11 protein-coding genes are annotated in these 13,779 nt (G+C 50.6%); 1 reads left to right on the top strand and 10 read right to left on the bottom strand.

The window, feature by feature from the left end:
* Nucleotide 1: 1 nt before the first annotated feature.
* Both H8S75_RS28575 and H8S75_RS28580 read right to left on the bottom strand, forming a co-directional pair.
* Nucleotides 2-1,198 (bottom strand): MFS transporter, encoded by a 1,197-nt coding sequence (locus H8S75_RS28575; RefSeq protein WP_187024421.1) that lies wholly within the window; start codon nt 1,196-1,198, stop codon nt 2-4.
* Nucleotides 1,199-1,240: 42 nt separating this feature from the next.
* Nucleotides 1,241-4,675: a diguanylate cyclase domain-containing protein gene (locus H8S75_RS28580; RefSeq protein ID WP_187024422.1), complete on the bottom strand. Its 3,435-nt coding sequence runs from the start codon at nt 4,673-4,675 to the stop codon at nt 1,241-1,243.
* A gap of 232 nt (nt 4,676-4,907) precedes the next feature.
* Here H8S75_RS28580 and H8S75_RS28585 point away from each other — a divergent pair, with 232 nt between their 5' ends.
* Nucleotides 4,908-5,531, top strand: a complete 624-nt coding sequence (locus H8S75_RS28585) for a hypothetical protein (protein WP_187024423.1) — start codon at nt 4,908-4,910, stop codon at nt 5,529-5,531.
* Between the two features lie 209 nt (nt 5,532-5,740).
* Here the strand turns inward: H8S75_RS28585 and H8S75_RS28590 are convergent, their stop codons facing one another.
* From H8S75_RS28590 to H8S75_RS28625, 8 genes are all read right to left on the bottom strand, one after another.
* Entirely contained in the window at nt 5,741-6,331 is a 591-nt protein-coding gene (locus H8S75_RS28590) for a GNAT family N-acetyltransferase (protein WP_187024424.1), read from the bottom strand.
* 1 nt (nt 6,332) lies between these two features.
* Nucleotides 6,333-6,923: a TetR/AcrR family transcriptional regulator gene (locus H8S75_RS28595; RefSeq protein WP_187024425.1), complete on the bottom strand. Its 591-nt coding sequence runs from the start codon at nt 6,921-6,923 to the stop codon at nt 6,333-6,335.
* 126 nt (nt 6,924-7,049) lie between these two features.
* Complete coding sequence (locus H8S75_RS28600) at nt 7,050-8,273, bottom strand: MFS transporter (protein WP_187024426.1); 1,224 nt, start codon at nt 8,271-8,273, stop codon at nt 7,050-7,052.
* A 426-nt stretch (nt 8,274-8,699) separates the two neighbouring features.
* The gene (locus H8S75_RS28605) at nt 8,700-9,464 is read right to left on the bottom strand and encodes a DUF2310 family Zn-ribbon-containing protein (RefSeq protein ID WP_187024427.1); all 765 of its coding nucleotides are present in this window, start codon (nt 9,462-9,464) and stop codon (nt 8,700-8,702) included.
* Between the two features lie 37 nt (nt 9,465-9,501).
* The gene (locus H8S75_RS28610) at nt 9,502-9,789 is read right to left on the bottom strand and encodes a YdbC family protein (protein WP_187024428.1); all 288 of its coding nucleotides are present in this window, start codon (nt 9,787-9,789) and stop codon (nt 9,502-9,504) included.
* Nucleotides 9,790-10,024: 235 nt separating this feature from the next.
* On the bottom strand, nt 10,025-11,455 hold the full coding sequence (locus H8S75_RS28615) for an alpha-L-fucosidase (RefSeq protein WP_187024429.1): 1,431 nt from the start codon (nt 11,453-11,455) through the stop codon (nt 10,025-10,027).
* Nucleotides 11,437-12,681 (bottom strand): glycoside hydrolase family 88 protein, encoded by a 1,245-nt coding sequence (locus tag H8S75_RS28620; RefSeq protein WP_187024430.1) that lies wholly within the window; start codon nt 12,679-12,681, stop codon nt 11,437-11,439. Before H8S75_RS28620 ends, H8S75_RS28615 begins: the two co-directional genes overlap by 19 nt.
* 86 nt (nt 12,682-12,767) lie before the next feature.
* The gene (locus H8S75_RS28625; RefSeq protein WP_187024431.1) at nt 12,768-13,775 is read right to left on the bottom strand and encodes a CehA/McbA family metallohydrolase domain-containing protein; all 1,008 of its coding nucleotides are present in this window, start codon (nt 13,773-13,775) and stop codon (nt 12,768-12,770) included.
* Nucleotides 13,776-13,779: the final 4 nt, after the last annotated feature.

Consider the following 13,779-nt stretch of genomic DNA (forward strand, 5'->3'; position numbering starts at 1 on the left):
GTTACCGGTTTCTTCTCCTGTCCACTGTCCGGTTTAACTTCTCCGACATAACAAACAGAAGGACCGTCAGGATGAGTATGTAATACGGAAAACTGCTGATATTGATGCTGGAGGCCATAAATCCGAACAGGGGCGGCATAAATGTCGTTCCGATATAGGCGCTGGCCATCTGTACGCCTATAATGGACTGGGAATTTTCCCTTCCGAAATTATAGGGTGTTGCATGGATAATCGCTGGATATACAGGAGCACAGCCGAAACCGACCACAACCAGACCGGCAAGAACCAGCATATTGGTTTTTACCGGAGCCGCAACAAGAATCAGTCCCGCCACGATCATCGCGATACCGATACGGATCAGCCCGCGGTCTCCCAGCCAGTCGGCTACAAAACCGCCTAAAAAGCGTCCAAATGTAATACCGAAAAAGAACAGGGCGGAATATCCTGCAGCCAGATTCACGTCGATTCCCCGATGCTGCACCATGTAGCTGCTCGCCCAGAGCATCGTCGTCTGCTCCAAAGCGCAGTAAGAAAAGAATGCCGCCATCACCAGCGGAACGCCCTTGATTTTCATGGTCTGAAGGAGGCCGAGAGCCTTTACAGGGCCATTCTCTGTGCCGTCTTCCTGTGTATGGCTTTTCTTTCCCCCATTCACCTGTTTCCAGAGCGGCAGGCTGATGAAAAGTCCGGCCGTCAGAACAAACTGTATGATGGAAACCGTGCGGTACCCGCTGTGCCAGCCATAGCCGCCGGTCAGGCAATATCGCATGATATAGGGACTGGCAGCGGCGCCGAGTCCCCAGAAGCAGTGAAGCCAGCTCATGTGGCGGGAAGCATAGTGCAGAGCCACGTAGTTATTAAGCGCTGCATCGACCGCTCCCGCGCCAAGGCCATAAGGGATGGCCCACAGGCACAACAGGACAAAGGAATCGGATACGGAAAATCCGAATAATGCGGCTGCCGTCATGAATACGCTGACGGCGGTCACCAGACCAGCACCAAACTTCTTCGTGAGACGGTCGGAAAGAAGGCTGGAAACAACGGTGCCAGCCGCAATCACCATGGTAATCATACCTGCATAGGAAACCGGAACATTCAGCTCCGTATGCATCACAGGCCAGGCAGAACCCACCAGTGAGTCCGGCAGTCCCAGACTGATAAAAGCCATATAGATGATAACAAGCAAAAACGAATACATAATCTTCTCCTCCTGAGTAACCGGCAGTATTTCCGCCGCGCCCTATTTCTTCAATCCCATGCATTTTCCCAGAGTCTCCAGCATCTGATCCACCTGGATCGGCTTTGAGAGATGGCCGTTCATGCCGCTGGCCAGCGACTTTCTCGTATCCTCGTCGAATGCGTTGGCCGTCAGGGCGATAATGGGAATTCTGCGGGCATCCGGACGCCCAGAGGTTCGGATACGTCTGGCTGACTCCAGTCCGTCCATGACCGGCATGCGGATATCCATCAGAATCACATCAAACCAGCCGGGCTCTTTCCCGCAGTAGATATCCAACGCTTCCTGACCATCGGCCGCACAGACCACGGCGAAGCCGTTCATCTCCAGAATCGTCTGCGCTATCTCCTGGTTCAGTTCATTATCCTCGGCCAGAAGAACACGACTTCCCTGGAAATCAGGAATGTCCACGTTCTGTTCCTGCACATGGATCTCCTCCGCATCTTCGCAGGCATATTCCAGGCTCAGGGTAAAGAAGAACTCCGATCCCGTTCCCGGTTCGCTGCGTACTTCCAGGGTACCGCCCATCATCTGCACCAGGCGGCTGGATATGGACAGTCCCAGTCCCGTTCCTCCGTGGCGGGAAGCGGTAAGCGCGTCCGCCTGCTCAAAGGCATTGAAGATTCTTCTCATGGCAGCCGGTTCGATGCCGATTCCCGTATCCGTGACGGAAAAACGAATCAACGCTCTCGGCTCTTCCTCCAGCACTTTAACCCGGACCGCAACGCTGCCAAGCTCCGTAAATTTTACGGCATTTCCAATAATATTGACCAGAATCTGGTTAAGCCGCAGGCTGTCTGCCCGGAGCGGCCGTTTTTTCCTGTAGTCATTTTCAAAGGTCAGCTCCAGATGCTTCTCCTCGGCCTGGGCGCGGAATAAGGACTCCAGATTGGAGAGCTGCTGTTCCAAATCTATGGATTCATAGCTTAGCTCCATCTTACCGCTCTCGATCCGCGACATGTCGAGAATATCATTAATCAGCCCCAGCAGATAGGTGTTGGCCGACTCGATCTTCTCTAAACAGTCCAGCGCTTTCTCACGGTCATCCAGCACACTCTTGGCGATAATCGTCATACCGCTGATGGCATTCATCGGAGTACGGATTTCGTGGGACATACGGGATAGGAAATCTGTTTTTGCCTGGCTCACGGCGTCGGCTTTGGATTTCATGATAAAAGAGGGAATAATTTTCACCAGCTCTTTTAAAAGCTTCCTCTGTTCCCGGGTCCACTGATAGTTTTCCTGATCGACTTCAAAGCTCATGGATCCCACGTACTCCCCATAGTTCCAGATCGCGGCATGAAGACAGGAGGCGATATGGGAGATTCCGTCTCTCACATTGTGATCGGCCAGGCCATCCTCATCATACATGTTGGCGCAGATTTCAAAATCCTCCTCCGAGGCATAGAAATCCTGTCCAAGCTGCAGATCCGAATGGTGACGCGCCCACTGGTAGGAAAAATGGTAGGACAAAAAGGCTTTATCCGCCTCAATAATCGATACCCGGTCGAAATGGTAGTTCTTTCCGATACGAGATAGCAGCAGAAACACGGCGTCGTTGATATTCTTCGACCGCCCCAGCAGTTCCAGTGCAAAGGAAACGAGATCCTTCTCCGGATGCAGAATCTCCCGGTCAACCGTATTTACCTGGAACTCATCCGGATACATCTGTGTAAGCAGCACGCCCACCTCCCTGGAGGTATCCAGATAACAGGCGGCGTTACCCCTGCCGTGATCCTTGACGTATTTCAATGTACTCTCGGCACAGCAGTACAGCGCGTTATATTCGTCCGTCACTTCGGTACTGCACATACCGATGCTGGCTGCAATCCGGATATCCTTTTCCGTGTTGAGGATGATATTCTGTATCATGGCAGCGATGCGCGGACCGATGATCCCGGCTTCCTGTTTGTTGCAGTCTTTCAGAAAAAGCATAAACTCATCTCCGCCCAGGCGGGCTTTAATGCTCTCCTTTTCCGTCACCTGCCGCAGAACATCCGCCACCTCCTGCAGAACCGCATCCGCGAAGATATTGCCCTCTTTCTGATTAATATCCTCAAAATCGTCCATATCCAGAAGCATCATGACGCCATGCTCCCCCGGCTCTCTTCCTGAGGCCAGGTACTCCTGAATCAGACGGATCCCGCTCTCCTTATTGTACAGTCCGGTCAGGCTGTCGCGGGATCTGGCTTCTTTCAGCGCCGTCTCCATCTCCTTCTCACGGGTAATGTCTTCCACAATCCCTATGACAAACTGCGGATTTCCTTCTTCATCGCTGAGTATCACAGACATGGTCTGGCGGCTCCAGTAACGGTTGTCCTTCCCGCGGAATTCGCAGGTAGCCGTCCGTTCTCCGCGGTGAATCTGATCGTACATCGCATAGAAGGCTGGATAATACGCTTCATCCACCTGTTCCTCTGCAAAACTGTGCGGCATATTTTCATACCGGCTCCGGCAGTGGTATGCCTCGTAAGTCCGCTCCGGAACCTGACACTCACAGGTCTGCGGATAGTAATAAAATTCACAGGTGGTGGTATGCTCAAGAGCCAGATGTATGATTTCATTGCTCGCCTCTACCTGTCTGGTCAGACGCAGTTCATTCAGTTCCGCCCTCTTCCGGGCGTTGATATCGATAAATACGCTCTGGATAATCTGCTCTCCGTCGCTGTCCAGAAGGACTTCCGCGCTGCCGATGATCCAGCATGGGATTCCATCCTTCTGAAGCAGTCGGTATTCAAAATCGGACTTATCACCGGTCTCATGCAGCGTATCGATCTCTTTTAATACAGTCTCCCGGTCTTCCTCCATAATCAGCATCGGCAGATCCCAATCCTTTTTTTGCCAGAACTCCTCCGGTTCATAGCCGAATATACGGATCGCCTCCCGGTTGGCATTTTTAAATTCAACGCCCATACCGGTCAAACGGTACTGCACAATGCCGCAAAGCATGGACTGAAAAAGATGGTCATACTGGTTCGCCTGCCGCTCCCGCTCCAGTTCATACCGGTCCAGCGTGGATTTCGGAAGATACTCGCCTTCTTCCTGCTGTCTTTCGGGTGTCGATGCGTGAATCGATGCGATTCTGCATACCCCATCCTCTCCCTTGACACAGGCGGCGCTCACCCGGAACCAAAAACCGGGTTCTTCACTCCCCGGCGGATATACATCAGCCGTGAGAAGCACAACGGCACACTGGTCGGAAACAACCGTCTCTTCGAAGCTGTCATACTCTATTTTCATCGGTTCCGGCGCCTGGGCAAATTCCGTATGCAGCGCCTGTTCCGTCTGCTCCCGTCCCTTTGACAGTTCAGACTTTCCAGTTCCCACCCAATGCACGGTATCTGTCACACAATCCAGCGTGTCCTTCACATTCCGCCGGATCAGATACGCATCAAAAAAAGAACGGACCGTTCTGCCAGCCTCGCCCGGTTGTATCATAACTCCACCTCTTTCTGTACTTTATCATAAATACAAGATTGTATCACGTTCTGACTGTTCGCTTGTTCTGATTATTCTTAAATTATAAAGCAGATCAGGGAATAACTCAATCGAATAAGTCAGATAGATTACAACCGCCGCGCAATCTCCTTCATATGTCTCCCATCCGTCTTCGGACAGCCTGTAACCTCACACAGCTTCCCCGCATAATTTATACAGAGGAGGAGACACCATGAAAAAACTACTTTTTTGCAGAAAATGCCTCTGTGCGGCACTCGACAGAATTCCTCTGGTCGATAAATGCCTTCTTGTATTTTTCCTTGTACTGCTGACCCAGTCCGCATACAGCCTGTTTTCCCACAACGGAACCGGTTCGGAAATTGAGCATATCGATGTGATTGTGCGGACATCCTCCGCCGCCATATTCGGCTATATCTTAAGCGCCAACTTTATCCTGCAGGCCGAGGGGAAATCCAGGCAGACCAAAATCAGGCAAGCCCCCCCGGATAATGGAGACGAACACTTTTCTTCACAGAGTGTCCCTTCCTACGATTCCACAGAGGATGCAGGCCCCGGTTTTGAACCGGAAAAGGAACAGTTCGGAACCGGAGACGCGGAAAATGACGATTCAGAATCCCTCCCGGCAAAATTTCTGACTGGCAGGCTGCAAATCCTGATTGCCACATTCATAGGATTATTCTGCCTGATTACCCTGATCCTTCTGCGCAATGTCAACGCCCTTAACTCCGACCTGCTGTCTTCCTCTTCGGTGGCAGCCACAACAGCGCAGTTCAGGGATTTCGTATCGGGATGTGTGGGATTTTTAATCGGATGCCCCACGGAGAAACAGAGTTAAACAGAGCTCATAAGAAAAGGTACGGCCAGCAGACTCATGATAGTCTGCCAGACGTACCTTTTCTTCCGCATACTTATCCGTATTTCGGACTCTGAAGCTCAAGGGTCCTGCGGAGTCAGTGTTCCGCTGTTCAACAGTAAATATTTGTTCCTTTTCCAGTCCCCTTCATCTCTTGCAGGCACTCTGCCTGCGACTGCCGGTCTTATCCATTATCTCAATTTCTTTTTCATAATGTACATCGCCTTTATACCAGCCAGGCGCATTAAGATACTCCTCTTCATGGTCTCTGTTCTGTACCCCATCTTCTCATAGAGTGAGACAGCCGGCAGATTATCCATCAGCACGTCGAGATACAGCTCATCAAAATCCAAACCGGCCTCGGCAAACGTTAAAAGCTGCCCTCCCACTCCTTTCCTCCTGTATTCCGGTGATGTCGCTATAAAATCAACGTATCCGCTTCGTTCCCCTTTCACAGCGGGTATGCTAAGCATTTTGCCCAGCTGCCACGCAAGTATCTTCCCTTTTATCGGACCGAATACAGAGACACACGTCTCCTCATTCATCACGATGGCCCTTCTCCTGGAATCAGAGACTGCGATCAGGCCGGCTACCCGGTCCTCCTTTAAGAGCACGTAAATCAAATCCAGCTGCATACAGGGTGTAAAAAGTCTCTGCAGAAGCTCCCGTTCCTTCGTTATTCCCTTAAACATAGAGAAAAAACTGTCCACTAACAGCGCGGCTGTCTGCTGAACATGTCTTGCCTCCAGCTGGTTTAAGCACCTTATCTCTACATTTTCCATACTACGCGGTCCCCTCCGTCCCTTTTAATATGCTGACGATCCATTCCGCCTGCGGAAATGGAGTCTGCGGATATACAGCAAGCTGTTCCGCGATTCCCTGGATACTGCACCAGAACGTGCAGGCCAGCGCCTCAGGATTCCCTCTGCGGATATCTCCCGCCTCCTGCCCCTTCCGGATCAGTTCCACGGTTTTAGCATAACGGGTCTCCTGGGACGCCAGAATCTGCGTGATCCGTTCCGGCGTCGTGCTGCTTCTCAGCGCCTGTGCAATCAATACAAAGAATTTCGCCCCCTGCGGATTCATGCGAATCATATCCAGGATCTGATTTGTCACATTCGTAAAAAAGTTCAGCGGCGATCGCTCATCGGTCTCCATCCACGCCTGGGAGGATTCTGTCCCGATGCGGATAAGCTCCTCGTACAGTCTCTCTTTCGTCGCAAAATAATGAAACAAAAGGCCGTCGCTCATATTTACCGCCTTTGCGATATCGCTGGTCTTCGTCGCCGCATACCCCTTTTTTACAAACAGATCCAGGCCTGCAAGTAAAATTTCTTCGCGCCGTTTCTCTTTTTTCTGGTCACGCGTATTCATAAACAGGATCCTCCAGTTCATTCATTAAGCTTCTATTCATTGAGTATTTACTTAATAAGTTTAATAGAAGTCATACCGAATGTCAAGGAAAATCACCGTTTTTACATTCATAGCTTTCGCATACGTTTAAATCGTCTCTGATTTTTCACTTACAGAGTATCCCATCTGGTAAAACGCCAGGCTGAACACCAATATGACGCACAAGACGGCGAACATCATGGAGGCAGTCGCCTCTTTCAGCAAATATCCGCACAGGACCGGTGATATGGACAGTCCCAGAACGATCATATTCTGTGCGCCGAGGTATACCCCTCTCTGCTCTTTTGGAGTAATCTTTATAATAAATAAGTACTCCGCCGGCACAATGGCCACTTCGCCAAAGGACAGCAACACAATCGCCGCAGTAAGCCACAGCATGTCCGACCGAAAGATTAAAATTATCAGGCCTGCCATCATGGACCCGACAGCGAACCGCACCCATCTCATGATTGTTTTCTTCCTGATAACTGCGCTCACAAAGTACTGCAGTCCCATCACAATTGCGGCATTCAGCGCCGAAATATAGGCCACTCTTCGATACGCCTCATCATAGGGCAATACGGAAGAAAAGAACAATGACATAAATGTAACCAGCGCTCCGTATATCATCATGGACAGCACGCCGCCAACTGTAAAATAGAGCAGCCGCTTATCCTGTACCAGCAGCCTCATGGTCTGCCTAATTCCCAAATCTTCCGTTTTGCCCACATCAATTTTCCCATTGACCGGACTGCTCACCAGCGCCTTTGAATAGACAAAGAAAATGAGCGTTATCAAAACCAGGCTTGCAGATGCCACATAAAACGGAAAGCGAAGATCAAGCTTCACCAGCACCGTACCCAGTACAGGCCCCACCATAGCGCCGATGTTCTCCAGAATGTATTTAATGGAAAATGCTTTCGTACTTTCCTCCTCTGACAGCATTATGGAAAACCAGGCATTGGTAACAATAGCCAGGGATGAGGACGCAATGTTAATCACTATTAATACTCCAAGAATAAGGAATCCATTTGACATTCCCGGAAAGATTAAGTAACTGACTGCCATCACAGAGAGTGACAGCGAAAAAATCTTTTTCTTATCACAGCGGTCTATGAGAAATCCGCAAAAAATGCTCATAATCGTCCCCGATAAACTGCCCAGTCCGATCAGATATCCGCTGTTCTCTACGCTGATTCCGAGACGGTTTCCCAGATACATGGGCAAATAGGGCGTCAGCGCCCAGTATGCCACCGCTTTAAAAAATGCACACAAAATAATTACACAGACTGCCTTTGGAAATTTCGGCAGTATTCTTCCAGTTACTTTCATTTTCCCTCTTTCCTGCAGCCTTTCTGTGTATTCTGAATAACAGTGAAACCCATCATTCAGCGCCATGTTTTTAGCATTAAAAAAAGTGCTTTTGACAAATCAAAAGCACCCACTGATCGACTATAAGAGAAAGGCTACAGAAAACTCCCGATCGTAAACAGCATGACTTTTTGATTTATCAATAATCTCTTATTCGTCATGATATTCACCACCCTTCCTGATTTCTTTAAGTGTACCATAAAGGCTGCTGCCTGTAAAGCAATTCTTATTCGCCGCAAACGATTAATTTTGTAATCCCGTTCCGATCCATGTATACTTCCTGGCATCCGCCCAGCATACCTTTGGAATAAAACATTTCCATCTCCGTTCCCCCCATTTCTCAACGCCAGATCCCCCTCGTTCTCCGGTCATCACCCGTTATTTTCTTCAGGAGTTAGGATCATCGGCTACGAGTCTGCATTGATGGCAGACAAAATCATACCGTATCTTACGGGATATCACATGATTCTGATTAACCCACGGTTCCCCGCACTTTGGGCAGACCGGTTTATTCTTTTTGTAATAAGTAAACAGAAAATAATAAAATGGCTTTCCCGTCTTTTCTTCCATGATACTGCAGTATTGAAGTGCTTCCTTCGATAAAAGGCTGTTCGGGTCGTGCATCATTTTATAGCCATGCCGCTCTCCGATTCCTTCATAAAATTGCCGGTCACAGGCCCGGTAAGCTTTTTGCCATCCTAACAGGTCGAAATACTCCGTGCCGTCATAGGTTTTCGGAAACTTGTAGAGCGGTACCGGGCATTTACAATCACCGCAGATAATCGGAGATGCAACCCACAGGCACTCCGAAAACAGGATATAATGGCTGGGAACTTCACACGTACAGCTGCCCTCCACATCATAATTTTCTCCGATATAGAGCAGCTCCGGCGGCTTTGCAGAGTCTTTGCATACATCCTCAAAAAACTCCCGGGTATACCGGTTTCCATACTTTTCACTCAGAGAATCCCGTTCCGGCGCTACGATTCTGCAGGCAAAATATTCTGCGCATTTGACTGTATTTTGAAATTCAGACAAAATCTGGCCATTCTTATACAGACAGGATATAAACCACTGCATATTATCAATAAACACATCGAGTTTCTCCGGTTCGAATGACCGGGGATAAAAGCGGTATTCATATGTATACATTGGGATACCTCCCTCTTATATTCCAATTTTCTCATGATCAAAACACGTTTCTGCTCTGCAGAAGTTCCTTCAGAACCACCATCTCACCGGCCGTCACCGTCACGCCTTTTCCATACGCCGTATGGTCCTCGTTCCACGTTCTGATATCATAGACGGGTTCCCGGTCATCCCAGCTGATATAATTCAGTTCTTTTGTCCAGCCGTTATTAGGCCTGGAGATGGGTCCAATATGTTTATAAATGTCAAACTTTTTCAATCCATTTTCCTCCTTTGCCGTTATCGCAGCGCCTCCCTCTGTTTCTATTTTCTTATCGATCCCATCCATCTTATGCTCCTGTCGTGCCTGTTTGCAGCTGCTGCGTGATACCTCGAACTTTAATTACGTTAAGTATATCACAAGCGAGACCATTTTGTGCAAGTTACTTTACTGCTTTATCAGAGGCGGCACTGCCAGACAATTTCATTTGGATTACAGAGAATCTGCAAACAGGCAATGAAGACTGGACAGAAATCGGTTATAGATTCCTGTCCCATCTTCATTGCCTGCTAATGTGCTTCTCTCAATACACCCCCAAAAACCGAATCACCGGAGCGACCCGGCTCTCCAGAATCTCCACCCGAATTTCATTCGTTGTCACAGACTCAAACACCGCGTTCTTCCGGCAGCCAACCGTCTTCCCCTCGCAGAGCACCTGACGCTCTTCGCCGCAGACGCTGGTTATCCGGTATTTTTCAATTCTCTGGCTGAACCGGATGTCCTCCCTGATCACTACCATGGATACTTTAACCGGCGCCTCCCAGGTCAGATGGATCTCACAGCTTCGGATACCATCGGGAGTCTTATAACTGCCCTCTTCATCTGACCGGAGATTTGCCGCGTCGTGACCTGGCTCAGACCCGGTGGCATTCATCTCCGCTTCCTCCACCAGATTATGGGCCTCGCGCCGTCTTAAATACGCCCCCAGTTCTCTCAGCCTCTCGGCATCGCGATCATGGATCAGCCCCTCTTTAGTCGGCGGGACATTCAGCAGCATCGTGCTGTTGCCGCCCACGGAGCGGTCGTAGATGGATACCAGATTCTCCAGGCTCCTCACCTGATCGTCCTCGGACTCATGATAGAACCAGCCCGGTCTTATGGAGAAATTCACCTCGGTGGGATACCAGACCAGATCGTTTTCTCCCTCCAGCACTGCCCGGCTTCCAAGATCCTGGTCTCTGCTCGAAAGGGTTCTCTGCCGAAACTCCGTCTCATCACTCTGCTGGCTGTTTTCCCTGATTTTTTCTGTATCCCGGAGCCGTCTGGGCACTACGCTCCACTCCTGCTCCCTGGTGTCTCCGGCTTCGTTGCCGCACCAGCGGATATCGGGGCCGCAGACGGAGATACAGGCTTCTGGCTGCAGACGTCTGATTACCTCATAGTACCGCTCCCAGTCGTAGCTCTGTACGTTACCATCAGGCCCCTCGCCACAGGCGCCGTCAAACCAGACACAGAAAACATCGCCGTATCCTGTCAGCAGCTCCGTCAGCTGTCCCACAAAGAAATCGTCGTACTGCGTTCCTTTTCCATAGCATGGTTCGTGACGGTCCCAGGGCGATAAATAGATGCCAAACTTTAAATTGTATTTTCGGAGGGCCTCTGACACCTCACGTACCACGTCGCCGTTTCCGCCCCGAAATGGGCTGGCGGCTACCGTATGAGCCGTATACCGGCTAGGCCAGAGACAGAAGCCATCGTGGTGCTTGCAGGTGAGAATCGCGCCTCTCATACCGGAAGACGCAAGAGTCTCCGCCCACTGTTCCGCATCAAAATGCTCCGGACAAAAAACAGAGGGGGATTCTGTGCCATCCCCCCACTCCCTGTCCGTAAAAGTATTTACGGTAAAATGGAGAAAACCGTAAAATTCCAGCTTCTGGTGACGCATCTGCCGCTCGGAAGGCACCACCCGGACCAGCTTTTTTTCCTGATCACCAATTACCAATATCGTTCCCAATCCTTTCTCATCCTCATAAGGGCTTCCATATAGAAGTAGTCCCCCCACAAGTTGAATTCATCCACGCCCGACTGATTGACCCCATTCTCCTTCGACCGTTTCGCATACGTTCCGTGAAGCAGAATTCCGGCTCCGGGCGCGCCATCTCTCAAAAGGCAGCGGTCCGTCAATGCCTTCATCAGCTTAGATGCCATGGAAATGAGCAGGCCTGCCTTTTCCTGCTCCACATAGCGGGCCATTTCCAGGAGGCCGCAGGCGGCGATGGCCGCGGCGGAGGAATCCCTCGGTTCCGGGCTTCCGTCATTAAAATCAAAATCCCAGTAAGGGATCAGATCAGACGGCAGATTCTCCATAAAACAGGCCGTCACGCCGTCAAAGAGGCGCATATACTCCGGGTCGTGGAAATAGCCGTAGCTCAGGGCGGATCCATAGATTCCCCACGCCTGGCCTCTGGCCCAGATGGACCCGTTGCGGTTGCCCTGCTGGGTGATTCCCTTCACGGGAGCGCCCGTCTCCGAATCAAAGTAATAGGTGTGATACGTGGAGTAATCGTCTCTCACCACATGGGCCATGGCTGTCCTGATATGGCACTCCGCCTTCTCCCGGTAAATGGGATTGCCGGTTACTTCTGATGCCCAGAACAGAAGGGGCATATTGAGCAGACAGTCGATAATCAACCGGTATTCTTTTGGATCGCCTGCCGTCCCCCACGCCTGGAAAAAACCGCCTTTCTCCTGAAATCTTCCCATCAGGTTGTCGGCCGCGGCCAGAGCCGTCCGTTTCGCCTGCTCTATGGCGGCGTCATTCGTCACGTTTTCGTGCTGCTCCTCTCCCATGGCTCCTTCTCTCTTTAAGAGGCGCCAAGCCGCCACACATGACGGGCTGAACAGGAACCCCATATCATGGTGGTCCACCACCACCCGTTCCTTCATGCGCCGTTCAAAGTCTGCCACCGAGGCCAGAGCTTCCCGCTTAAAAGCGGGATCCCCCGTCTCCTCGTAAGAGAGCCACATCTCTCCGGTCCAGAATCCGTCGGTCCAGTCGTCACTCTCCGTCTTCGGATAGATTCCATCCACACTGGCTGCCGCCGGAACGGTGCTGCCAAAGTATGCCATGTTCCTTTTTACAGTTTTCACACAGACGGCAAAGGCGTCATCTGCCTCCCGGGCCGTCATCTCCGGCGCTTCCGCCAGCCGGTTCGTCCTTTCATATCGCTTATTTTCCATATTTTTTCTCCCTATACTCCGCTTACGCTTCAAACCACAGAATACCGTTAGCCTGTCAGAAGAAAGGCTGAAGCCCAGATAGCATTTTACAGTACACGCATGTCATACCTGCGAAGCACCGGTTCTTTTCCGTTCAGCTCATACGCGTTGGAATCGGCATGAAGTCCTCTTCCGTCCTGGCAGGTCACCCGGATATACGTCTCGCTGCCCGCGAGCTCAAAGGAGGCTTCCGTTACGGTCTCTCCCGGTTTTGCCGCCTTCTTATAGCAGTTGCGGCCTTCCATCAGCACATAGATCTTTTCCACCGGACTGGTCTTCACATGAAGAACGCCGTCTTCCACATACAGTGCCTTTATCTCCGGCCCCATGGAGCTGTAAAAACTGCCATTTAAGAGAGCGTCCACAATGCTGTCGTAAGTCAGTTTTTCCGCCTTAATCATGGTAAATCCACCGAAGGAATCACAGAGGGGATCTCCGAAGGGAAAGCTGTTGTGATTATCATCCGTAGAAACACAGAACAGCCGGTTGCCCAGACGCAGCATCTCGTCATAGCTCTGCGGATTATAGCCGTACAGTCCGTCGTGCTCACATCCATAGTTGTAGATCTCCATGCCCCAGAAGCCGCGGAGATTCTTATAATCGTCGTAGTTCTGCAGGGACCAGTAAGGGTGGTTGTAGCAGGCGAAGAAGCCGTACTCCTTCATGTGATCGATATATCCGTTAATATAATGGTAATCGCCGTAACGGCTCTCCGGAAGGGGGCTCTCTTTCTTTTCCTCCTGAAACTCCTCCGGCTTCGAATCGTACAGGTTGATATGATACGTCCTTACCCTGGAGAAATCCCCAGGCACTTTAAAGTGCTCGTTTATGTCCACCTCATAGGCGGCCAGCGCCACGAAATTATCATCCATCAGCTCCCTGTGCCACTGATATCTGCGGTGGTCCGTGTAGGCTACCACGGAATACCCCTCGTCCATATACGCTTTTTTAACCTCCTCCGGTGTCAGGCGGCCATCGGAATGGATGGTATGACAGTGAAGGTTTGCTTTGTAGAAGGTACCTGTTTCCGGGATTAAATAAATTTTGTTTGACATTGTT

Origin of the sequence: Hungatella hominis (assembly GCF_014288005.1) — a bacterium.
Classification (GTDB): Bacteria; Bacillota; Clostridia; order Lachnospirales; family Lachnospiraceae; genus Hungatella; species Hungatella effluvii.